This window comes from Algibacter sp. 2305UL17-15 (assembly GCF_040720935.1).
Lineage (GTDB): Bacteria > Bacteroidota > Bacteroidia > Flavobacteriales > Flavobacteriaceae > Jejuia.
In genome coordinates this window covers 39,091-63,531 of record NZ_JBFDAE010000019.1, presented here as the reverse complement: position 1 = coordinate 63,531, position 24,441 = coordinate 39,091, and the positions used below count along the sequence as shown (strand labels likewise).

At 34.5% G+C, this 24,441-nt stretch carries 20 protein-coding genes; 8 read left to right on the top strand and 12 right to left on the bottom strand.

The features are described from left to right. Positions 1 to 31: 31 nt before the first annotated feature. A complete protein-coding gene (locus tag ABXQ82_RS16790) occupies positions 32 to 1,150 on the bottom strand; it encodes a GTP cyclohydrolase (protein ID WP_367062490.1) in 1,119 nt (372 codons plus the stop codon). A 19-nt stretch (positions 1,151 to 1,169) separates the two neighbouring features. After that, on the bottom strand, positions 1,170 to 2,195 hold the full coding sequence (locus ABXQ82_RS16785) for a transporter (RefSeq protein ID WP_367062487.1): 1,026 nt from the start codon (positions 2,193 to 2,195) through the stop codon (positions 1,170 to 1,172). Between the two features lie 317 nt (positions 2,196 to 2,512). On the opposite strand from ABXQ82_RS16785, the gene ABXQ82_RS16780 reads away from it, so the two are divergent. The 4 genes from ABXQ82_RS16780 to ABXQ82_RS16765 are packed head-to-tail and all read left to right on the top strand — an operon-like array spanning position 2,513 to position 7,975. Next, a complete protein-coding gene (locus ABXQ82_RS16780; RefSeq protein ID WP_367062484.1) occupies positions 2,513 to 2,785 on the top strand; it encodes a DUF4834 family protein in 273 nt (90 codons plus the stop codon). A 30-nt stretch (positions 2,786 to 2,815) separates the two neighbouring features. Further along, on the top strand, positions 2,816 to 5,245 hold the full coding sequence (locus ABXQ82_RS16775; protein ID WP_367062481.1) for a YfhO family protein: 2,430 nt from the start codon (positions 2,816 to 2,818) through the stop codon (positions 5,243 to 5,245). Next, positions 5,238 to 6,515 carry a glycosyltransferase family 4 protein gene (locus ABXQ82_RS16770; RefSeq protein ID WP_367062478.1) on the top strand — a complete coding sequence of 426 codons (1,278 nt, stop codon included), beginning with the start codon at positions 5,238 to 5,240 and terminating at the stop codon, positions 6,513 to 6,515. The genes ABXQ82_RS16775 and ABXQ82_RS16770 overlap by 8 nt, the downstream gene beginning before the upstream one ends. Next, entirely contained in the window at positions 6,515 to 7,975 is a 1,461-nt protein-coding gene (locus ABXQ82_RS16765) for a polysaccharide biosynthesis C-terminal domain-containing protein (RefSeq protein WP_367062475.1), read from the top strand. Before ABXQ82_RS16770 ends, ABXQ82_RS16765 begins: the two co-directional genes overlap by 1 nt. Positions 7,976 to 8,997: 1,022 nt before the next feature. On the opposite strand, the gene ABXQ82_RS16760 is transcribed toward ABXQ82_RS16765, so the two are convergent. Beyond that, complete coding sequence (locus ABXQ82_RS16760) at positions 8,998 to 10,275, bottom strand: hypothetical protein (protein ID WP_367062472.1); 1,278 nt, start codon at positions 10,273 to 10,275, stop codon at positions 8,998 to 9,000. Between the two features lie 703 nt (positions 10,276 to 10,978). Between ABXQ82_RS16760 and ABXQ82_RS16755 the strand changes: the two genes are divergently transcribed. Continuing rightward, the gene (locus ABXQ82_RS16755) at positions 10,979 to 11,722 is read left to right on the top strand and encodes a T9SS type A sorting domain-containing protein (protein WP_367062469.1); all 744 of its coding nucleotides are present in this window, start codon (positions 10,979 to 10,981) and stop codon (positions 11,720 to 11,722) included. A 335-nt stretch (positions 11,723 to 12,057) separates the two neighbouring features. On the opposite strand, the gene ABXQ82_RS16750 is transcribed toward ABXQ82_RS16755, so the two are convergent. From ABXQ82_RS16750 to ABXQ82_RS16730, 5 genes are all read right to left on the bottom strand, one after another. Beyond that, a complete protein-coding gene (locus ABXQ82_RS16750) occupies positions 12,058 to 12,219 on the bottom strand; it encodes a hypothetical protein (RefSeq protein WP_367062466.1) in 162 nt (53 codons plus the stop codon). Positions 12,220 to 12,558: 339 nt separating this feature from the next. Beyond that, positions 12,559 to 13,677 carry a DNA polymerase III subunit beta gene (gene dnaN / locus ABXQ82_RS16745; RefSeq protein ID WP_367062463.1) on the bottom strand — a complete coding sequence of 373 codons (1,119 nt, stop codon included), beginning with the start codon at positions 13,675 to 13,677 and terminating at the stop codon, positions 12,559 to 12,561. Positions 13,678 to 13,851: 174 nt separating this feature from the next. Beyond that, positions 13,852 to 16,236 carry a gliding motility-associated ABC transporter substrate-binding protein GldG gene (gldG, locus tag ABXQ82_RS16740; protein WP_367062460.1) on the bottom strand — a complete coding sequence of 795 codons (2,385 nt, stop codon included), beginning with the start codon at positions 16,234 to 16,236 and terminating at the stop codon, positions 13,852 to 13,854. 201 nt (positions 16,237 to 16,437) lie between these two features. Continuing rightward, complete coding sequence (locus tag ABXQ82_RS16735) at positions 16,438 to 16,734, bottom strand: antibiotic biosynthesis monooxygenase family protein (protein WP_367062457.1); 297 nt, start codon at positions 16,732 to 16,734, stop codon at positions 16,438 to 16,440. 6 nt (positions 16,735 to 16,740) lie between these two features. Further along, complete coding sequence (locus ABXQ82_RS16730) at positions 16,741 to 17,616, bottom strand: SAM-dependent chlorinase/fluorinase (protein ID WP_367062454.1); 876 nt, start codon at positions 17,614 to 17,616, stop codon at positions 16,741 to 16,743. 155 nt (positions 17,617 to 17,771) lie between these two features. On the opposite strand from ABXQ82_RS16730, the gene ABXQ82_RS16725 reads away from it, so the two are divergent. Continuing rightward, positions 17,772 to 18,725, top strand: coding sequence for a PhoH family protein (locus tag ABXQ82_RS16725; RefSeq protein ID WP_367062451.1), 954 nt, complete (start codon positions 17,772 to 17,774; stop codon positions 18,723 to 18,725). A gap of 204 nt (positions 18,726 to 18,929) precedes the next feature. Next, complete coding sequence (locus ABXQ82_RS16720; RefSeq protein ID WP_367062448.1) at positions 18,930 to 19,886, top strand: phosphoribosylaminoimidazolesuccinocarboxamide synthase; 957 nt, start codon at positions 18,930 to 18,932, stop codon at positions 19,884 to 19,886. Positions 19,887 to 19,979: 93 nt separating this feature from the next. Here the strand turns inward: ABXQ82_RS16720 and ABXQ82_RS16715 are convergent, their stop codons facing one another. From ABXQ82_RS16715 to ABXQ82_RS16700, 4 genes are all read right to left on the bottom strand, one after another. Continuing rightward, positions 19,980 to 20,396 (bottom strand): hypothetical protein, encoded by a 417-nt coding sequence (locus ABXQ82_RS16715; RefSeq protein ID WP_367062445.1) that lies wholly within the window; start codon positions 20,394 to 20,396, stop codon positions 19,980 to 19,982. 90 nt (positions 20,397 to 20,486) lie between these two features. Next, positions 20,487 to 21,272: a carbonic anhydrase family protein gene (locus ABXQ82_RS16710; RefSeq protein ID WP_367062442.1), complete on the bottom strand. Its 786-nt coding sequence runs from the start codon at positions 21,270 to 21,272 to the stop codon at positions 20,487 to 20,489. Positions 21,273 to 21,376: 104 nt separating this feature from the next. Then, positions 21,377 to 21,748: a TfoX/Sxy family protein gene (locus ABXQ82_RS16705; RefSeq protein WP_367062439.1), complete on the bottom strand. Its 372-nt coding sequence runs from the start codon at positions 21,746 to 21,748 to the stop codon at positions 21,377 to 21,379. A 4-nt stretch (positions 21,749 to 21,752) separates the two neighbouring features. Continuing rightward, a complete protein-coding gene (locus ABXQ82_RS16700) occupies positions 21,753 to 22,844 on the bottom strand; it encodes a heparan-alpha-glucosaminide N-acetyltransferase domain-containing protein (protein WP_367062436.1) in 1,092 nt (363 codons plus the stop codon). Between the two features lie 89 nt (positions 22,845 to 22,933). Here ABXQ82_RS16700 and ABXQ82_RS16695 point away from each other — a divergent pair, with 89 nt between their 5' ends. Beyond that, positions 22,934 to 24,298, top strand: coding sequence for an alanine/glycine:cation symporter family protein (locus ABXQ82_RS16695; RefSeq protein WP_367062433.1), 1,365 nt, complete (start codon positions 22,934 to 22,936; stop codon positions 24,296 to 24,298). The last annotated feature ends 143 nt before the right edge of the window (positions 24,299 to 24,441 follow it).

Sequence of the window (24,441 nt, the reverse complement as noted above, 5' to 3'; positions counted from 1 at the left end):
CTATTACAGCACAAATAATAATTCAAAACACCTATAAAACCTTCCTATATGTCTTTCTTCTCCTATACACCTCTGGGTCAAAATGTTTCCAAATTTGATGTATGGCATAATTATCCTCCAATTCAGGGGTTCTATAACAGGTTTGAATCCCTTTTTCGGAAAACGTATTGTAATATTCATTGAAAATAACAGCGTGCACTCCTTTGTTTTGATAGTTTGGATGAATGCCAATTAAGTAGAAGATAACGTCTTTACTGTGTTTCTTCGCCTTTAAAACATGAATAAACCCAAATGGAAATAGTTTTCCATTAATTTTCTGTAAGGCTTTAGCATATGCAGGCATTACAATTGCAAAACCGACTAAAGTATCCTCTTTATCCACTACAAATTTTATGTATTCAGGGTTTATAAAACTGATAAACTTCTTCTTAAAATATTCTTTTTGAATGTCGGTAATAGCCACAAAACTTGCTAAGGATGCATAACTTGCATTGAATAAATCAAACATTCTATCTACATAAGGCATGACCTCTTCGGTTTTCGTGAATTTTAATGCCTTGAGCTGATAACGTCTTTTGATCAATTCCTGCGCCTTTAAAAAAAACTCTGGCTTTACATTTTTAAAAGGAAATCTGCTTTCAGAATATGCTTTTTCAATAACATAGCCAGCAGCTTCATAATGTTTGACATAATACGGATGATTGTACCAAGTTACCATTGGCGCAATGGCTTCAAACCCCTCATCTATAACACCAACTTTGTCTAAATTTGAAAAACCGACAGGGCCTTCGGCAAACGCTAGGTTATTTTCTTTTCCTATAGCTTCAACCGTATTCAATAATGCTTTAGAAACTTCGAAATCGTCTTTAAAATCAAACCAACCAAAGCGCATTTTTTTCTGATTTTGACTTTTTACTTCAAGCCAATTGATGATAGCAGCAACACGACCAACAACTTCATTGTTATTGTAAGCTAAAAATAAGCGTGCATCGGCATCTTTAAAAACAGGGTTTTCATTTTTATCAAATGTTTTTAGCTCTTGACTAATAATAGGAGGTGTCCAGTATTCCGAACCTTTGTATAATTTAAAAGGAAACTTTACAAACGTTTTTAAGTCTTTTTTTGTAGTTACTTCTTTTATTGAAATCATAAATTATTTCAGTAAAGTGTTAGTTAAAATCTTCATCTTCTCGTTTCTGTTTTTTCTCTTTTTCCTTTACCGCATCTTCATCTCTTTTTCGCTTCTTTTTTTTCTTCTTCTTGCCCTTACTTCTCGATTGACGTTCGCCTGCTTCTTTCTCAGAATTCCCGTTATCAATTTCTTTGTCTTTATGAAAATCCAATCTATACGAAGCGCCTAAAGTAACATTTAAAACCGAAGGTGTATCTTTTGTATTAAATGTTATGGCGGTATCCAACTGAAAGTTTTTATCCCATAAATAAGCACCTCCAAAACGCAACAAGTTATCCGCATAAAAATCACTTTGGATCCCTTGGGTTTCTCCAAAAATAACCCATTGCGGACTAAATGAGTGGGTAAGGGTCAAGATATATGAAAAATCAGATTGGTCTGTTCCAATTCTATCTTTTATCAAATTCATCACAAAAACCCAGCCTCCATTAAAGTTGTTTTGAGTGGCTAGCATTACTTTAGGGCTAAAACCTTCAATAGCTACAGCCGTATAAGGATTGTTTTTAGTGTCGTAATTTGCTCCAACATAAACTGCTACCGCAGGAATTAGAGATTTCCACCTAAAACTGTGATTCGCTTTCCAGCTATACAAATTTGGTTTGTCATCTGCTGCCTTTTTATAAGGATCAAACACTAAATATTTTGCACCAAGAGTTACGTATTTAAAGTTAGAACGCTTGTCTTCTGTAGTAAATGAAGAAAAATTAGTTTTAGTATCGTTTTGATAATTCCCTTCAATGTTAATTTCCAATTGTTCCCAAAGCAAACCATATCTAGCGGCAAAATCCACACCCAGTCCAGAAACCTCATATTGGGGTAAAGGTGTTCTCTTTTCTTTTACAAAATAAGGGCCAACTTCAAACTGAAGAACATTGGTTCCAACGGAAAAAGCACTTCTTGATAATCCAGGTCTGTTAGAATTGATGACCTCTGTGTATTGGGCTAAAACAGTATTGCTACTAACAATAAGTAAAGTTATAATTAAGTGTTTAAATGCTTTCATAAGAATGATTTAGGGGGCTGTTTTTATGATGATAGGTTTTGGGTTTATTTCAACGTCATCAAATATAGATATTTTATCTTTTTTTTATGTTTTTTGAACGTTTTTTAACCCGTATTTTGTGTTGGAACTTCGTAATGAAAGCTTCAAATACAATTAAATATACGTTTTTATTGATTTTAGCATAGTAATCTTATGGTCAAATTAAAAAAATGTAGTGAAACGTATATTTTGAAGTAGTTGAAGGTCGTAATAGATTTTCTAATACAGAATTCGGGTTTAAGTGAATAGAATTGTATTTTTGTATAAAATTTTTAGTTATGCTACAAGAAGCATCTTTTGTGGGTTTTTTTAGAATGATACTCATCATTTTATTAATTTATTTTGGGGTTAAGATATTAGCACGGTTGTTTGCGCCGTTTTTAATGAAATATGTTGCTAAAAAGGCGGAACAAAAATTTGGTCAGCAATTCAATAGGCCGCCTAAGGAAGCACCGAAAAAAGAAGGGGAGATTACCATTGATAAAATCCCTAAGCAACATCAATCAAATAAAGATGTTGGCGATTATGTGGATTACGAAGAAATTGAGTAATTTCAACCCTTAGCATTTTAACCTTTTTTCATGCAGCTTTTATTAAAGAAATCACTTTCCCATTTACTTATTATAGCAGGTTTTATAGTCGTTTCCCTGGCTTATTTTAATCCTGTTTTACAAGGCAAACAAATATACCAGAGTGATATTGTTCAATATATCGGGATGTCTAAGCAGCAAAAGGATTTTAAAGCTGAAACAGGCGAAGAAACCTATTGGACAAATAGTGCGTTTGGAGGTATGCCCACCTATCAACTCGGTGCGCGATACCCCCACAATTATATTAAAAAGCTAGATTTGGCATTGCGTTTTTTACCAAGGCCTGCGGATTATTTGTTTCTATATTTATTAAGTTTTTATGTGCTGCTTTTAGTATTGAAAGTCGATTTTAAACTGGCTGCACTCGGTGCTTTGGCCTTCGGGTTTTCAACCTATTTGATTATAATTCTGGGTGTTGGGCACAATAGCAAGGCCCACGCCATTGCTTATATGCCGTTAGTTTTGGCGGGTATTCTTCTGGTGTTTCAAAAACGATATATGTTAGGGTTTTTGTTGACCGCAATTGCGATGGGATTAGAATTGGTCTCCAATCATTTTCAAATGACGTATTATTTGCTCCTGTTAGTAGTGGTTTTAGGGATTGTTTATTTGATTGATGCTTATAAGAAGAACATGTTGCCACATTATTTTAAATCCATAGGGATTTTAGTAGGTGCCGTTATTTTAGCAATCAGTTTAAATGCCACAAATGTATTGGCAACCCAAGAGTATGTTAAGGAAAGTACACGGGGTAAAAGTGAATTGACCATACATCCTGATGGTTCTCCTAAAGAGGTAACCTCTGGTTTGGATAAAGATTACATCACTCAATTTAGTTACGGAATTACCGAAACATTTAATTTGTTTATCCCACGGTTTATGGGAGGTGGCAGCTATGATAATGTTGGAAAGGATTCTGAAACCTATGAATTTTTTAGAAAACTGGGAGCATCTCCAAGTCAAGCATTAGAGCAAGCCGAAAATGCGCCAACCTATTGGGGAGACCAACCTATCGTTGAAGCTCCAGCTTATATTGGTGCGGTTATTTTATTCCTGTTTGTGTTTGCTTTGTTTTTGGTAAAAGGGCGCTTAAAATGGTGGTTAGTAGGGGGTGTGATAATGTCTTTATTGTTGTCTTTTGGGAAAAACTTAAATTTCCTAACTGATTTATTCATTGATTACGTACCGCTTTACAATAAGTTTAGGGCAGTAAGTTCTATACAAGTCATTTTAGAATTGTGTATTCCTGTTTTAGGTGTTTTCGGATTGGTTAAATTGTTTAATGATTTTAACAAAGATGAAGAAAAGCTTAAAGCCTTAAAATATACAACCGCAATCACAGGAGGATTAGCGTTATTATTTTTGTTTTTTGGGTCGTCTTTATTTGACTTTGTGAGTATTCGAGACGGTCAATACATTCAGAATTATGGTCAAGGATTTAGTCGTGCTATAAAAGAAGATAGAAAAGCTATTTTTACTTCAGATACATTGAGAACGCTGATTTTAGTGTTGCTTTCCGCAGGTGTAATTTTTGGATATTTAAAAAATAAAATTAAAGAACAATGGGTTATTGTTGCTTTTGTGGTGCTTATTTTGTTTGATTTAGTGGGCGTGAACAGACGTTATGTCAATGAAGATGATTTTGTGTCGTCCATAAAAATGAACAAACCTTTTACGGCTAACGAAGTTGACAAGCAAATTTTAAAGGATACGACGCATTTTAGAGTGTTCGATTTAGTGTCAGGGCCTTCAAAACCTTCTTATTACCATAATTCATTAAACGGTTATAACGCAGCGGAGTTGAAGAAATACAGAGAAGTATTTGATTGGTACGTGTCGCGAAATAATATAAATGTGCTTAATATGCTGAATACAAAGTATATTATCGCCCAGGATAAAGAAGGCAATGTTTTTCCGTATGTTAATGATGAGGCTAATGGGAATGCGTGGTTTGTTGAAAAATTAAAACCCGTAGAAAGCGCCAACGAGGAAATTACACTTTTAGATAGTTTAAATACAAAGAAAGTGGCTTTAATTGATATTCGTAATCATGTTGAAACGGATTTCGTTAAAACCGATTTTGAAGTCGATTCTCTGGCTTCCATAAAGGTTGTTGAATATCAACCTAATTATATCAAGTATAGATCGACTAATTCTAATAATGGATTCGCTGTTTTTTCTGAAATATACTATGGCAACGGTTGGAAAGCTTTTATAGATGGTCAAAAAGCTGATTTTACCAGAGTGAATTATATTTTACGGGGTATGGAAGTTCCAGCAGGAGAGCATACCATCGAATTTAAGTTTGATCCAGATGTTGTAAAAACAGGAAGTTCTATTTCTTTGGTAGGTTCTGTGTTATTAGGAATTCTACTAATTGTGGGTTTGTTTTACGAGTTTAAGAAAAAACGGAGTGCGTAGAAAGGTGCTCATAATCGCTTATTATTGGCCACCCGCTGGTGGCCCTGGGGTGCAGCGTTGGTTGAAATTTGTAAAATATTTACCAGAATTTAATATTGAGCCCATTGTTTTTGTACCGGAAAACGCAAATTATCCAATAATTGATACTAGCCTTGAAAGCGAAGTTTCAAAAGACATAGAAGTCATTAAATTCCCCATAAACGAACCTTATAAACTAGCGCAATTCTTTTCTAGAAAAAAGGCAAATACCATAAGCAGGGGAATTATCAATGAAAATAAAAAGCAATCATTGGTTGAGAAATTGATGCTTTTTATAAGAGGTAATTTTTTTATACCTGATGCGAGAGTAGGTTGGGTAGGGCCTTCAACTGAATTTCTTTTAAAATATATTTCAGAAAACAACATTGAAACGATAGTTACAACGGGGCCTCCACATAGCTTACATTTGATTGGTTTAAATTTAAAACGAAAACTGGGCGTGAAGTGGCTGGCCGATTTTAGAGATCCATGGACAACTATTGGATATCACAAACAATTAAAGTTGGCGCCATCTTCTCAAAAGAAACATAAATCGCTGGAAAAACAGGTTTTAGCAACTGCGGATCAAGTTATTGTAACCAGTTTCGTGACGAAAAAGGAATTTCAGCAGATTACAAAACAACCTATTGAAGTGATTACAAATGGCTATGATAATGAAGATTCAGGTCCTTTTGAAATGGATTCTAAATTTACGTTATCTCATATAGGATCCTTATTATCAAAACGAAATCCAGAGATTTTATGGAAAGTGCTTTCTGAATTGATTACTGAAAACAAAGATTTTCAACAAGATTTTCAATTAAATCTTGTAGGTTTTATAAGCGAAAACGTACTTCAAACTATTAAAAAAAATAGTTTAACTGATTATATAAATGAGATAGGTTATGTTTCACATTCAGAGTCAGTTAAATATCAAAAAAAATCTCAAGTATTGTTGTTGATAGAAATTGATTCCGAAAACACCAAATCCATCATACCGGGAAAGCTTTTTGAATACATGGTGTCTAATAGGCCAATATTAGCCATAGGGCCAAAGGCTTCGGATGTAGAGCGTATTATTAAAGAAACCAACACAGGTTCTTATTTCAACTATCAAGATTCTGAATCCTTAAAAAAGAGTATCTTAGAACTCTATATGAATTATAAAAAGGGAATATTAAAGTCGCACCCCATCGGCTTGCAAAAATACCACAGAAAGTCTCTCACAAAAAGATTATCACAACTCGTATAATGGGAATTGTTGCTTCACAGTCAATTAAAAATATCATTTCAACATATCTTGGATTTGCCATAGGTGCCATAAATACCCTATTTCTTTATACCAATTTTATGAGCGACGCCTATTACGGTATGGTGGGGTTTATGCTTTCTGCAGCATTTGTAATGATGCCTTTGATGGCTTTTGGTGTCAATAATACATTGATTAAATTTTATTCATCATTTAAAACGAGAATCGCGCTCAATAGTTTTCTGACTTTGATGCTGTTTTTGCCTTTGTTGATGATTGTTCCATTAAGTATTGTCGGTTATTTTGGCTATGAAATTATTGGCGATTATTTATCTACCGAGAATCCAATCATAAAGAATTATTTGTGGCACACCATAGTGATAGCAATCGCTTTAGCTTATTTTGAAGTGTTTTACGCTTGGGTAAAAGTGCAATTACAAACGGTTTTCGGGAATTTTATGAAAGAGGTATTTCATAGAGTTGGTACCATGATTCTATTAGTCTTACTGTACTTAAACTTTTTGAGCATTGAGCAGTTTATGATTGGTCTTGTCATCGTTTACATCTTGAGGGTATTTGTAATGATGGCGTATGCTTTTAGTGTGAAATTACCGGTAATTATATTTAAAAAAGTGAATGGCATTACAGGTATTTTAAAATATTCAGCCTTAATTATTATTGCGGGATCAATTGCTACGATACTTTTAGATGTCGATAAAGTGATGCTTGGCAAGTATATACCTATTAAGAATATTGCGTATTATAATGTTGCAATTTTTATAGCTGCTGTTGTAGCTGTGCCTCAAAGAGCGATGCATCAAATATTGTTGCCTTTATCAGCAAAGTATTTAAATGAGAAGGATTATAAAAATTTGGGTGATTTATACAAGCGGAGCTCTTTAAATTTATTCATTGTAGGTGGATTGATTTTTCTTTTGATTATATTGAATATCAACCAGTTATATTATCTCATTGCAGGCGAGTATCGGGTTGGTTTGTATGTGGTACTGCTAATTAGCCTTTCTAAGCTTTTTGAGGCGCTTATAGGTAGTAATAATGCCATTTTGTTTAATAGTGATTATTATAGAATGGTATTGGTTTTAGGAGTATTGTTAGTAATTTTCATGGTGCTTTTAAATACAATATTTATTCCTTTATATGGTATTAATGGTGCCGCATTGGCGACATTTATCGCAGTATTGCTGTATAATACGGCAAAAGTTGTTTTTGTATATAAAGCTTTTAATATTATCCCTTTTACTGTAAATACCATCAAAGTAGCGGTAGTGATAGCGGTTATGGCTCTGTTAGGTTATTTTTGGGATTTTAATTTTCATCCTATTTTAAACATCTTTTTGAAGTCTGTTATAATTACTGGAGTTTTTAGTGTAGTCGTTTATAGATTTAAGTTCTCAGAAGATATTAATGGTGCCGTATATAAATTTTTGAAGAAGAGTGTTTAAATGAGTCGCAGTTTTCAGTCGCAGTCCCAGTCTCAGTTAACAGTAAGTCACGTCTCGCTTAGCAAATCTGCGCCTCTGTGTACAATTTTTGGGCTTCCTAATCTGTGATAGTCAGTGATCCCGATAGCTACCTGGACGTGTCAATATTTAGTTTTCAGGCTCAGTATTCGGTTACATTCACAGTTTACTTCTTAGTTGTTTTTTTTCTTAGCGACTTGGCGCCTTTGCGCGACACTATATTAATTAAAAAGTAACACCGGGTTTCACGGAGAACCACAGAGCCTCACGGAGAAATAGTTTATTATATGTAAAACTTTTTTTTTGTTCGCGCATTTCCGAGAACCTCGGTGCGTCTCCGCATAGTTTTAACCGCTCATAATTCTTTGCGACTTGGCGTCTTTGCGCGACACTATATTAGTTAAAAAGTAACACCGAGTTTCACGGAGAACCACGGGACCTCACGGAGAAATAGTTTATTATATGTAAAACTTTTTTTTTTGTTCTGCGCATCTCCGAGAACCTCGGTGCGTCTCCGCATAATTTTAACCGCTCATAATTCTTTGCGACTTGGCGTCTTTGCGCGACACTATATTAGTTAAAAAGTAACACCGAGTTTCACGGAGAACCACAGGACCTCACGGAGAAATAGTTTATTATATGTAAAACTTTTATTTTTTGTTTTTGTTCTGCGCATCTCCGGGAACCTCGGTGCGTCTCCGCATAATTTTAACCGCTCATAATTCTTTGCGACTTGGCGTCTTTGCGCGACATTTTCTTTTTAGAATTATTTCTCTGTGAATCTCCGCGAAACAATTCACCGCTCTTAATAATCCGTGAAAACCTGCCTGCCGGCAGGTCTGTGTAATCCGTGTCTAAAGTTTTTTTGATTTTTTTAGCTGATATAATCAAAATTCTGGACGCTTTAATAGCATCTTTTAATGAAACTTTTAAAAAAAGAAAACCCTACGATGTAGCTTTGAGGCATACTTTTCGCAGGGCTTTCCAACTAACCAACCAAAATTTTAAATCCTTCTTCGAGAAGTAGATCTTGTATTGTTATTTCTAGAGGCACTTCTACTTTGAGTAGCTCTAGAATTTGTTTGTCTTGTTCTTGTTGTAACACGCGAAGCAGGTTTTGATGTGCTTCTAGAAGATCTGCTAACTGTTCCAGAACTTCTATTTGTGCTACTTCCGTTTCTGTTATATATACGAGAATTAGTTGCTTTTGGTTTTTTTGTAACCGTAGTACTTCTGTTTCTCGTTACTTGGGTTGACGTGCTTCTTTTAGGCGCTTGTCTAACCGTTGTACTAGACTGTTTTCTAGAAGTTCTTTGGCTCGTATTGTTTACACGTGTTTTAGGTTGTGTACTTCTAGTGCTTACAGAGCTTTCTCGTCTTGTGGTAGTTCTATTGTTCGCTGAACTTTCACGTCTTGCGTTATTGCTTCTGTTTTCAACTCTAGAAGTGGATTTTTGTGCATTTCTATTTGTTGCAACTCTGTTGTTGTTATTCGAAATTCTTCTAGAATCATTCTTTCTTGTAGTCCTATCCTGAGAAACGTTTCTTCTGCTTTTAGCCAAATTATTAACCGTGGTTCTGTTTCTAGAACTCCTATTTACTGTAGCGTAACTTCTATTTCTGTTTATAGTGTTACCTCGTCTGCTAGCAATTGCTGTTCTTGGTCTGTAATTATTATAAAACGGTCTGTTATATGTATATCTTACTGGGTTATAATAACGTCTGTAAGGCCTGTTATACACTACGCAATAATCTATTGCAGGGACACCGTAAAATCTGTGCCAAGGTCTGTAAACGTATGCTCTATTGTAAATATTGATAAAGCCAGTATAGTGCGAAAATCTATTATATCTATTATAGTGAACATATAAACCACCAACGCGATTTACATAACCAAGGCTGTTGTAATTAATAGTTACATTTCCAGCTTGACTGATGCGGCCGTAATAATCATAAAAAATAGGAATGTTTTCTATTTGAATGATAGCTCCAAACTCATCATACTGTACATATGCATTATAATCGTAACCTGAATTAAAACTAATATTTGCGTTTCGTGAATTAATATTAACATTCAATCGGGAATTGCGGTTCAGGATATTAAAATCGAATTGTCCATCAGGAAACACCGAAAATTCAATACCGTTTTCAACAAATATGAAAGAATTTCCATAACCTCCATAAAAAGTCGTCGCTGTATTTGTTGCTGTGTTGGTTGTGGCTGCATTACCAGTAAATCCTATAAGGATAAAACCTGCCAATAAGAATATAAATTGTTTCATAATTGTGTGTTTTAGATACTGAGTTGTTTTTCAGTATTTGCGTTCATGCTTAGATAATTACAAACAACGTGCCAAAAAATGCGAGTAGTGTTTAATGCCTTGTATTTCCGGACGAAACAATTCTGCTAAAGTATTGGAAGGAAGCATGAATAGCCAATTAGGTTTTTATTAGGCGAAGGGTTTGAAGCTGGTAAAACAGGAGTAGGATTGGAATACAATTTCATTCCGAAAGCTTATATTGAAATACCAAACGGCGAAACAATAGGAACAGTTAAAAGTGTTTATCTTGGTTTATTCATTGAATTTACAATTTGAAGTATCCTCTTCTAATCTGAATATTTATATTTAAACATCAAATTTGTTGCTTCTATATCCTGACGGTTCTCATGCACAAAAATCATAAATAAGACCATCAAACGAATCCTAAAAAAAACTTCAAGGTTATTGCTGCTTTGAAGTTTCGTTTTAATAAAAATATACTAAAAGCTAAGTGGTTTTTCTTTTAAATTAGAAATAAAATAATTAGAACTACTAGTCGTAGCTATGGAGGCAGTAAGGCATTTTTGTTGTTTTGTCAAGTTTTTGTCAAGTCAAAATATGTCTAGTGTTTGTGTTCGCTAAGTTTTTATCAAGTTATTAATATAACATAAAATGAAGGAATAATTTAAATTTGTTGTTATTAATTAATTAAAATTATAAGATTATGAAAAAAATTACTTTATTGTTTGTGATGTTTGCCTTGATGGTATGCACAACAAGTTTAACTGCACAAACTTACTATTCTGCTTCTTTGAACGGTAGTACAGATTACGTTTCTAATCCAGGTAGCTTTGCTGATTATCCTTGGGGTACGGGTATTCCTAACTATTCTTTTGACAACGTTAGTGCTAACTCAATAACCATTGTCATTAAAAATTACGATGAGACTAATCCTGCGGTTGGTCCTGAATTGTTTATAAATTGGTCTAGAAGTGGTTTTGGAACTGCTCCTCTTGGCTGGGGCTCGGATAATTTCACAAACCTTAAGACTTTAGTTCCTGCAGATTTTACAGCTGGTGAGGCTACTGTTGTAGTTAGTATTCCAGCGGGTACTAAACCTGTGGAAATGACTGACGATTATGAGTCAGGTTACAAATATATACTTCAAGTTGTAGGTGCTAATCCACCAACCAATCAAACATATGTTAATTTTGTGTCAACTATTGAGGAAGAAATTTTAAGCACAAATGATTTCAATAAAAATAAATTAGCTGCTTTTTATAGTTCTAGCAAGGATGCTGTTGTAATTTCTAATTCAACCGTAATTGGAAGCGATTACAAAGTTTATGATTTAACAGGTAGAACAATTAAGACAGGTAAGGTTTCTAATGAAATTAGTGTTTCAACCCTAAAAACAGGACTTTATATATTAGCAACTGATAAAGGTGTATTAAAATTTGCTAAATAATAGTTTATGCCAAATCCTAAATAATCGCTACAGATTAATAAAGGATTCGAAATAATTATTTAAACCTGAACAATAATTTTATTGTTCAGGTTTTTTGTTATATAGGTTTTACTTTTCCCCTGAAGCCTTTGGGTTTAGCTCGCTCGTGTTTTCAGCTCATATGTTATACCACGGTATTTTGTTAGGTTTTCATGATTTCATTATTTATAAGTTGAAGTATGTCATTTTACATTTTTGAGATACCATCTAACTCATTTATAATCATTTTGTTGTAATAAAAACGTTGCGAAATTAACGCCCTAATAAATTGGAATTTACAAGCATTGAAGATGAACTCAATTTAACCTATCAACTGTATAGGCATAAGTGTTTTGGTACACATCAATCATATCGTTGTTTTTCGCTAATAATGGACATATTTTAATATGAGCCAAAACCCTCACATCCTTTTCATCTTCACTTAGATCTGCAATTTCTCTTTTAAAGCGACTTATCAAAGTTTTTAGTGCTTCATTTTTTATTAAATCAATTTTTCCAGTTGAGATTACGCCTCTAACTTTTTCAAAAGATTTTTATCATTTGGTTTGTTGGTTGTTGAACGACTTAAATTAGTTGCTCTTTCTGATAAAGTCAAGTGTAAACTGAATTACTATCATCAATTTGCAGTAAGTTTAAACTATCTATATACTAAAATAGTATGGATAAGTTCAGCTATTTCCACAATCTTAACTTCACGTTTTAGCGCCTTTGCGCGAAAAAAAAGTGACTATCTAGAATCGAGATAGCCACTATATTATATTATAATTCCTAAGTTTCGGGATAACTTCCACAGGAATTTAACTATTCAACATCACAGGCATCACCAACATCGTAATATGTTCGCCTTCATCCAAGCCATCAACAGGTGTTAAAATACCAGCGCGATTTGGCATGCTCATTTCCAATTGTACATCGGTAGAAGTTAAATTATTCAACATCTCTGTTAAAAAACGGGAGTTGAAACCAATTTGCATATCATCACCTTGATAATCACAGGTTAGGCGCTCTTCGGCTTTGTTGCTGTAATCTACATCTTCGGCAGAAATATTTAATTCGGCACCAGCAATTTTCAAACGTATTTGGTGTGTGGTTTTATTTGAGAAAATACTAACACGACGCACAGAATTTAAAAACTGGGTTCTATCAATCGCTAATTTATTAGGATTTTCCTTTGGAATTACCGCTTCATAATTTGGATATTTTCCATCAATTAAACGACAGATCAATTCAGAATTCTCAAAGGTAAACTTCGCGTTACTTTCGTTATATTCAATCGTTACTTCATCTTCGCTGGCAAGTAAGATACCTTTCAATAAATTCAAAGGTTTCTTAGGCATAATAAATTCTGCTACCTGACTAGCGTTCACATCTTCCCTGGTATATTTTACCAATTTATGAGCATCTGTAGCCACAAAGGTCAACCCTTCTGTAGAAAACTGAAAAAACACACCGCTCATTACAGGGCGCAAATCGTCGTTTCCTGCTGCAAAAATTGTCTTGCTAATGGCTGTTGCCAAAATATCTCCAAGAATAACCGTTTTGCTTGGATCTTCCAATGCCACAGCTTTCGGGAATTCGGCACCATCAGCATAAGCCAAAGCATATTTACCGTGGTTAGAGCTAATTTCAACAGTATTATTATCCTCAATAACAAAGGTTAAGGGTTGTTCTGGAAATGTCTTTAAAGTATCTAATAACAAGCGTGCAGGAATAGCAACGCTACCTTCACTATCACTTTCTACATCTAGGGTAGAAGACATTGTGGTTTCTAAATCGCTCGCAGAAACCGTCAATTTAGTGTGGTCTAATTCAAATAAAAAATTATCTAAAATTGGTAATGTGTTAGAACTATTGATAACACCACCTAAAACTTGTAATTGCTTTAAAAGATAGGTACTTGATACTATAAATTTCATTCGTTAATTTTTGTTTTTTTTAGAAGTCTCATGTAACATTTACAGTTCAATTTGGAACTAATTAAAGACCGTAAATTGTAAATGTTTCATGTAAATAGCTTGGTTTAAATTGTAATTGTACTACCTACAAATATATTCCAAACAGTCTATATTAAGAAACAAACTTATTAACAGTTATGAGGTGTGTTTTTTCTTCCTAAGGTAGTTGAACACAAAACCAAAAAGAGCGAGTAAAGCAATTGGAACTCCAATGTTTAGCACTTGCCATAGTGTTTTATCTTTGGCAATTTTATCTTGATTTAAAAAGGCAACCTCAATTTCTTTGGAACGAATGTTTATAAGTCCGTTATCGTCCAAAAGGTAATTTACCGCATTCAGTAAAAATTCCTTGTTACCGTATTGTTTTCCAGTCCATCTATCAAATCCTAATTCTTGAGGTGTATTTCTAACCACATCATTTTTTATCACATCCCCATCTGCAATCACAATTAGCTTTGTAGCAATACTTTTATTTTTTTCTTCCGAAGTTTTAAAAGGTTTGATACGATTGCTGAATGCCGAAGTAAATTCGCCCTCCAACAAAACAGCTAGGGTTTGCTTGCCTTTATTAAAGGTTTTTGGGTCGGTAGGTTTAGTGACTACATCTAAACTAATTTCTCGCGGTGTGCCTTCCAATTTTGATATAGGAGCACTTTCTAAAAGGATGGTTTTTTTAATTGAATTTTTAAGTGTGTCAATTTGGTTCGCAAAATCAAACCGTACGATGTTCAAATTGTTGGTTATGGAATGTTTGTGCCCTGAAATTGCCAAAGGCGAATAGGGCCAATTTAAATGTTGAAATTGCGAATCGCTGCCATCTCCCAGAGCGAGTGTTATTGGGGCGGAGTAGGGTGTAGCTACCATAACCGGGTTGATGCGTACACCATAATTAAAGAAAAAATCGGTAAGGTTTAAATCTCTTGCAACAGCGTAACTTTTGCCAGTGTCATTGTATAAACTATCTTTCTCCATCGCAACCGCATCTAGTAGCCATAAACTTTTGCCGCCTTGCATGGTGTATTGGTCTAAAACAAATTTTTCTTCTTCAGAGAAAGCTTCCGTTGGTTTTGCAGAAATAATTAAATCAAACTGCGTTAAATCTTTTAGAGTTTTTTGCGGACTGGTTGCAACACTATCTAGCGTAAATGGTGCGATAAAATAGTATTCGCCTAGTTTTTTGGCAAAATCTGCAATGTATTTGTCTTCTAGTTGCTGGTTGCCTTTTAGTACTGCAATCTTTTTTGATTTTGGAGTGACTAATTTTTTAATACCATCTGTAAAAGCATATTCTAAGTGCTGTACCGAGTTGCTCACTAACTCTTGTTGTGTGGTTCCAATTTTATTTTTAACTAAAGGAATAGTTACCGTTTGTCCGTTATAACTTGCCAAAGCCCAAGGGAAAATAACTTCTTGAGTCGATTTTCCGTTTTCCTGAACGCTTAATTGCATTGGTGTTAATCCACGCTGTGTTAATACTTGTATGGTTTGTTGACGAGACGCTTCGTTTTCTAACGGATTAATAAATTCGAAAACAATATTGTTATTCACATTAGAAAATTCCTCGAGCAGTTGTCTGGTTTCTTGTTGGAGTCGTCTAAATTCCGAAGGGAAATCTTCGCCTTTTAAAAACACATCTATAACTATTGGGGATTCCGCAAGTGCGACAATATCTTTCGCAGAATTACTTAATGTGTAGCGTTGGTCTTTGGTAACATCAATGCGTTTAAACGCAAAACTTGAAATTACATTTAAGAGGAACAAACCAATAAAAATTACTGAAAGTTTTGTGATTTCCTTTTTAGATATTTTGTCTGTTTTAATTCCTAATTGTGTCAAAAGGATAAAAAACACAATCACACTTAAAAAGTAAATGATATCCCGTGTGTCAATCACGCCACGGCTCATACTTTTATAATGGTAATTGATGCCAAATTGTTCTACAATAGTACTTGAGGTAAACTCTGTAACACCTTCAAAACCAATAAAAAAGAAAAAACAAATAAATACGGAAAGAATAAAAGAAACAATCTGATTATTTGATGATGTAGAACAAAACACACCAATTGCAGTATATGTTCCTGCCAAAAATATAAGCCCAAAATACGACCCAAATGTGCTGCCCAAATCTAAATTTCCAACTGGATTTCCTAATTGATAAACCGTATAAACATATAAAAGCGTAGGTAATAATGCAATTAGAATTAATGCTAACGCACCAAAATATTTACCCAAAACGATGTTGAGATGAGAGATAGGTTTCGTCAATAAAAGTTCTAAAGTGCCTTGTTTTTTTTCATCTGAAAAACTGCGCATCGTTACAGCAGGAATCAAGAACAACAAAATCCAAGGTGCTAATAAAAAAAAAGCAGATAGATCTGCAAACCCATAATCCAAAATATTAAAATCGCCTTTAAAAACCCAAAGAAGCAAACCGTTTAAAACTAAAAATATAGCAATAACCAAATACCCAATGGGCGATGCGAAAAATGAATTTATTTCTTTTTTAAGGATGGCGCGCATTTTTTTGGTTTAGGGGTTTGGAGGTTTAGGGGTTTAAAAGTTTAGGGGTTTAGAGGTTTAAAAGTTTAGGCGTTTAAAGGTTTAATGCTTACTGGCTGTTGGTTATTCGTTAATCGTTATTCAATATTCATCAATCGTTAATCGTTAATCGTTATTCAATATTCGTTATTCAACATTCGTTAATCGTTATTCATTTAATTTTCATTCTAAAGTTTCCAACTTATCAACGCTCCAGGCCTGAGGTTTTGCATTAAACAATTGTTTGGTTTTACTCCAAACCGTTTTAAACAATTGGGATTGTCTATAATGTTCTAAATCAGCTTCAGAATTCCAATAACTGTAAGTGAAAAATATATTGGTTTCATTTTTATCGCGGTATAATTCTAAAAGCCGACACCCTTCAAAACCCCTAATAAACATTTTGTTAGTTTCAAAAATAGTCAAGAATTCATTGATATTATGTTCCTCAAAACTCATTTTAACAATTCGTACCAACATAAATCCTTATTCGTTTAAGTACCTTTCTTCCTTATTGACCACAACAGGCACAGAAATAAAGTCAATACTAACGGTGTTCATTACCGCAAGTCCCATTAAGGTGGCAGCACTCCCATGTTTTTTGGAATCGCTTTTATACATTGCTATTTCTAAAAACCCACCAGAATTGAAGACTACCAAGCCTTTTCCTCCATCATTACGTCTTTCTTCAGGAATCTGAAAATTCACAATATCGCTATATTTTTTGAGTATTTTTTTAAACTTATAGTGTCGCGCCGTAATTTCAAATTCGCGCCCTTTTTGTATGGTTTCAAAAAACTGGCGTTTCACATTAGTGACCACATTCCCATAATTATCAATATAAATGACGCGACCAATAATTTTGGTTTTGTCCTCATTTACATAAGGTTTTAAATTTATGATGGGCTTAATGTTGTTGATGGGTTTTCCAATAACATCGAGCGTACCACCTCGTGCAATATGACAAGCTACTTTTACAAAAACATCCAACACGGGGAAACTCGTCTGTATTTTATCGTGAATATTAATTTCAACAATTTTCTCGGGCGCAATTTCAGAACAAATCATGCTCATAATGCCGTTGTTGGCACAAATAAAAAAATGATCGTCCAGTTTTATGGCAATATGCTTGTTTTCGGCATTCAATTCAGCATCAATTCCAATTATATGAATGGTACCTTTAGGAAAACTGCTGTAAGCATTTTGAATAATATAAGCTGCTTCGGGAATGTTAAAAGGCGACACATTATGTGAGATATCAACAATTCTCACATCAGGAAGCTCACTATAAATAGCGCCTTTTGTTGCGCCAGTAAAGTGGTCTTTTTCACCAAAATCGGTTGTGAGAGTTATGATTGCCATGGGCAAAATTGTTGATATGTTTTTAATGTCATCTTACCCAAAATTATGTATTTTTGATAATAAGAATGTTGTTGCAACAAAACTAATAAATCATTTCATCAGAGGAAACATTATTTCTATTAATGTTTTAACCAAACGATATTAAATAAACGCTTTTGAACGAAATTATTATTGAACTAGAAGAAATAACTCCAAAAGAATTTTTCGGAGCTCAAAATGCTAACATAGAACTTCTTAAAAAACACTTTCCAAAATTAAAAATTGTAGCGCGCGGTAATAAAATCAAAGTCTTTGGGGATGAAGAATTGCTAGAGGAATTTGATAGACGTATTTCTATGCTTCTTAAACATTTTGCAAAGTACAACAAGCTCGATGAAAATGTAATTGAACGTGTGCTGACCAGTCAAAGTAGCGATGATTATACAACTTCAAAGCAAAGTGGGGAAACCATTGTTCATGGTGTAGGCGGTAAATTGATAAAGGCGCAAACGGCAAACCAGCGGAGGTTGGTGGAGAGCATGCATAAAAACGATATGGTTTTTGCCATTGGTCCCGCAGGAACAGGTAAAACTTATACTGGTGTGGCGTTGGCAGTTCGGGCACTTAAAAATAAAGAAGTAAAACGCATTATTTTAACACGTCCAGCAGTAGAGGCAGGTGAGAATTTGGGGTTTTTACCGGGCGATTTACAAGAAAAATTAGACCCGTATATGCAACCACTTTACGATGCGTTGCGCGATATGATTGCTCCCGAAAAGTTAACAAGTTATATTGAAAAGGGCACCATACAAATTGCACCATTGGCATTTATGCGGGGACGGACCTTAGACAATGCATTCGTGATTTTAGATGAAGCACAAAACACCACACACGCCCAAATGAAAATGTTTTTAACCCGAATGGGGAAACACGCAAAGTTTTTGTTGACCGGCGATCCTGGGCAAATAGATTTACCACGCAGAACCATATCAGGATTGAAAGAGGCTCTTTTGATATTAAAAAGTACAGATGGTGTAGGCATGATATTTTTGGATGATAAAGACGTTATTCGTCATAAACTTGTTAAAAAAGTTATTGCAGCTTACAAGAGTATAGAAAATATAGAATAGTTCAGTGGGCAGTATTCAGTTGGCAGTATTCAGTGGGCAGTAGGCAGTAAAATAAAAATATAGAAATGGATGTCATACTGAGTGCAGTCAAAGTGTTTAGCGAAAAATAGAAGTAAATTAAAATAAACAGATATCAAGCTTTGCTGTCCCAGACAGGTTTGCGAGGAAAAAACAGTAAATCTCCCGAAAAAATCGGAACAAACTATGGCAAAAACGAACAACACCATAATCGATACCAATTTCAATTTTCCAGGACAAAAAAATGTCTATAAAGGAAAGGTTAGAGAAGTATATAATATCAATGACGAAGAACTCGTCATGGTTGCAACAGACCGACTTTCGGCATTTGATGTCGTGATGCCAAAAGGAATCCCATACAAAGGACAAATACTAAACCAGATTGCTACAAAAATGATGGCAGCAACTGAAGATTTAGTACCAAATTGGCTAACCGCAACTCCAGATCCAAATGTCGCAGTAGGACATTTATGCGAACCATTTAAAGTAGAAATGGTAATTCGTGGTTATATGTCTGGTCATGCCGCACGAGAGTATAAACTAGGAAAACGCATACTTTGTGGCGTCCCAATGCCAGAAGGGATGAAAGAAAACGATAAGTTTCCAGAACTCATAATCACACCTGCAACAAAAGCGGAAATGGGCGATCATGATGAAGATATTTCTCGTGAGGATATCCTAAAACGTGGTATTGTTTCAGAAGAAGATTATATTGTACTTGAAGATTATACAAGAAAGTTATTCCAACGCGGAACTGAAATTGCAGCTTCAAGAGGATTGATTTTAGTAGATACCAAATACGAATTCGGAAAAACTAGAGACGGACAAATTGTTTTAATTGACGAAATACATACACCAGATTCATCACGCTATTTTTATGCTGACGGCTATCAGGAACGTCAAGATAGAGGAGAAACTCAAAAGCAACTCTCCAAAGAATTTGTGCGCCAATGGTTAATAGCAAATAACTTCCAAGGTCTAGAAGGACAAACAGTTCCTTTTATGAGCGATGACTATATCGAAACGGTTTCTGAACGTTATATTGAATTGTATGAGAATATTACAGGCGAAACTTTTATTAAGGCGGATGTTAGTAATATTCAGGAGCGTATTGAAAGGAATGTTTTGGTGTATTTGAAGTAGGAATTATGCTGCTCCGCAAAGTCTCTCCGCAAAGTCTGAGGGCAATTTGCTTAGTTTTATGTTCCTCAAAGTCGGGAGACTTTGCGGAGCGGTTTATTGCTTCAAATAAATGGCTTGCGTCAGATCACCTAAAGGGCTGTTAGTCCATTCTATTTGAGTTTCCGTTACCTTTTTAAAATTGTAAGTTAAAATTTGACTTGCTAAAGTTATTTCAATAGAGTAGTTATTATCAGTGATTTGCTCCTTTATATTAGTTATTGCTCCTGAGTTTTCAGTAAGTCTAATTGATTCTTTAAAACAATTTTGCGTTGTCAATAAAACTAAGCAGAAATCATCATTTGCAAATCTATAACCAGACTGCGCATTAGATCCCTCTAATAACCAAGTTCCTTGAATCCAAATAGGTGGATTTATTGTAGAATTGCTGTTACCAGAGTCGTTATCGGATGAAGAGCAAGAAGTTAGTGAAAATGCAATTATGAAAATAATTCCGAAAAAATTTCTCATCATGTCGATTTTAAAGGTTTATTGAACAAATATAAATTTTTAAAACTAAAAAGTAAATATTCACAACAAAAAAAGAAAGAAAAATTTTCAACATCAATAATTATATTCAACCCCGCGTTCATTCAGAGGCTGCTCATTTCTATAATTATTTACGGGCATATTGTTCCTTAACTTCAACACCTCTCCAACAGATAAAATAATAGACTCTTTAAACACAACCCAATTAACGCCTTCAGTACATGGAGGCGTAGTTAAAGAACCACCGTAGGAGTAGTAATGTTTGTCCTCTAAAAGTAAACTCGATAGATCAATTTTTTGATGAATGTCTTTTACTGCGCCGTTTTTAAGCGGTAGAAAACTTTCGAAAAATTCGAATAGTTGACTTTCGTCTCCTTCCTCTCCCAGTAATCCTAAAACCGTCAGTTTTCCAGATTTACTTACATGCACCAAATGCATTTCAATAGGATAAATAACGCCATTTATTTTATGTTCCGCCGGCTCATGAAAGTGAATTTGCTTTAAGTAATAGGTTTGGTTTTTATAATTTATAGAATCGCCAGCTTCAAAATCAAACTGAATGGAATGTCCGTTATTTTCAACTTTGCTCAAAAGTGTTTTTGGTGTGTATTGAATTTTTAAATCGCCTTTAATTTTTACAGAATCTGTATCTTTATGGATGATGTTAATTGGCGATTGGTGCTTGCCCCCACAATCGGAATTCTTTTCAATTTCTATCCAATGTTCTGGAGATGTTTCTCCAGAATAACTCCAATGGTGTCCGCTTTCTTGAGTGCTATTATGTGTTTCTTTTTTGGAATCTTTACAAGAACTAATTGTTATAAATACAGCACCAATTAGTAAAGTGATTTTCGCGTGCATAATATATGAATTTGGCTGTTTGTAGCAGCAAAATTAAACATACCAATTTATTCAAAAGCTTACTTTTGTCAGTTTTTACAATTATTTTAAAAGAATTTTTTTAGCTATTTCGTTTTCTTTTTGGATTTACTAGCCTTAGCCAAAGGATTAAAAGCCAAACATAAATCCAACCAATACGATAGGCCATCTTCAGTATCAAAACCATCGGGAGTTACAAAAATATAACCACGCATGGGGCGACCTGTAAAGTCCATCGGCAAACATTCGGGTTTTTCCAGTTCATTTAAATAGGCGTCTTCTCCAATACGCGCCATTAACAAGCTGCTCCCGGATTTTTTATCAATATGAATGCCGCATAACATTTTATTATCAACTTTAAAACACAGACCGCCCATCATTTTGAGTTCGGTAAAATGAATTGATTTTTCCTTTAATTGTTGCCTGATTCTATCTGCTAAATAGTCGTCGTAAGCCATGGTATTACTTTTTTATTGTATCAATACATTTTCTAAATATATTATAAACAAATGTATTAGTTTTTGCGTAATGAAAAGAGATAAGACACACCACAACCATAAAACAAATTGCGCCAATTATTGCTTCGGTTGGTGTTAATGATTTTCTGAAATAGCGACTTAATCCATAGCCTGTATAACTCCCATAAATGAGTATAAAATGAATGACATAAATAGATAGGGTTTTTTGTCCAATACTTGTAATAATGGATTGTTTCATAAAACGCTCGAACGTGTAGAATAAAGCGAATAGCACTAAAACATTACCAAATCTGGTAAAGAGATAATTGTAATTTGCAGATGCTTCAAAAAGTTCAAAATCTGTGACATGGTACAATTTTATTAAAAACCATGACGAAAAGTATATTAATAACATACCAACACCAAAAAACGTAGCAATAGTGAAAATTTTAAATCGTGGTCTATGCACATGCCTAAAAAACACGGTTGCTAACCATGCGCCATATGCCGTATAGCCAAACCACGGTAGAATTGTAAATACAGAGCCATTTTCCTTACTTAGATAATTCGAAATCATTAATGGCATAGAGGATAGCGATAATCCACGGTACAAAGGTTCGGTTAAGAAACAAGCGGTACCAATTATAGCTAAAATAATAGCTAAAATATAGGAATGCTTTTTTAGAATCACGTATAGGAAAACCAATATGATAAGGGATAAACCAATGCATTGTAACACATCAACAGCTAGAAACCTATAATTGAAATTACCACTAAACCAGCTCAATAAATTTACACGTAAACTGTAACCAATACCTATTAATAATAAACCTCTAGTAAGTCCTTTTTTTACTCTGGGTCTATCATCGCCTTTAGTGTAAGATCGTAACAATAGGTACATAAAAACCAATCCGGAGATGGTGAAAAATACAGGTGCCGTAATACCTCTAAAGTAAGACCAGACTGAGTAAACAGTATTTGTTGGGTCTCTGTAAATTGGGTCGATTAATGTGTCAATAAAATGACCTTGAAGCATCATTAGAATAGCAAATGCTCTAACGGCATCAATAAAATATAACCGATTTGATCTAGACATAGGTTGGTTTAACAACCATAAATATACTTTTAAATAATTGAAACTGAATGTTGGTAAAGTGATATATTTATAAACTTATTAAGTTAGGTATGCAACAGCTTATAAAAACCTTTTCTGATTATGCTTGGGGATTGCCCTTGGTCATTTTATTAATTGGAGGTGGGTTATATCTTTTAGTGGTATCTAAATTTTTACCATTTCGGTTTTTTGGTCATGCCATTCAGGTGCTCAAAGGTACATATGATGACCCAAACCATTCTGGGGAAATCTCACATTTTAAAGCCCTAACAACAGCTTTGTCTTCTACTATTGGCCTGGGAAATATTGCTGGCGTTGCGGTAGCTATTTCGGTTGGTGGCCCAGGTGCTATGTTTTGGATGTGGGTTAGCGCCATTGTAGGGATGTCAACCAAGTTTTTCACATCTACACTCGCCATCATGTATCGCGGAAAAGATAGTGCTGGCGAATTACAAGGAGGGCCCATGTATTTTATCATGGAAGGCTTGGGTAAATCTTGGAGACCTTTGGCCATTATGTTTAGTGTTTTCGGGATGATTGGTGCGCTGCCTGTTGTAAACGTCAATCAGTTAACACAGGCTATAAACGATATTGTGTTAATTCCAAATGGTGTTGAAGTGGGTTTGAAATCGAATCTCATTTTGGCCTTCATATTGGTAGCTTTAACATCAATGATTATTTTCGGCGGATTAAAAAGCATTAGTAATGCGGCTTCTAAAATGGTGCCTTTTATGGTGCTGTTATATTTTGTTTTAGTGCTATTTATTTTGATTTCAAATTATGAAGTGGTGCCGAAGTATTTCATGATGATTTTTACCGATGCATTTTCAGCAGAATATTATGAAGGTGAAGCTTTTATGGGCGGTGTTTTAGGGGCATTGATTTTGTTAGGAATTCGTCGTGGTGCATTCTCAAACGAAGCAGGCATTGGTACAGCGCCCATGGCTCATGGCGCAGCAAAAACCGATGAACCTGTTCGCGAAGGTTTAGTAGCTATGTTAGGGCCCGCCATAGATACTTTAGTGGTTTGCACGCTAACAGCCTTGGCTATTTTAGTCACAGGCGTTTGGGAAACCACATTAGATAATGGCGTCAGTTTAACTGCCTCGGCATTCAGTCATACCATGCCTATTTATGGTAAATATTTGCTCATGGTTTGTGTGGCTATTTTTAGTATTTCATCACTATTTTCATATTCATATTACGGCACAAAGTGCTTGTCGTTTTTAATAGGCGCAGATAAAAAGCATTATTATAATTACATTTACCTGCTTAGTATCATATTGGCCGCTACAACGCCATTTAGTGTGATGTTGAATTTAATTGATGGTGTTTTTGCACTTATGGCAATACCAACGATGTTGGCAACAATTATTATGGCACCAAGAGTGGTAAAAGAAATTAAAGGGTATTTATTAAGGCTTAAACACTATTAATTGTTGAAACTTGGACATATTTGCTCATAGTTTGAACGATTTTAGACGACTAACTATTTTTATAACATAAATTTTATTTTTTCAAAAAGTGAATAAAAAGTGAATCAAGTTTATTGAAATTATATCAAGAAAACAAACTTTAA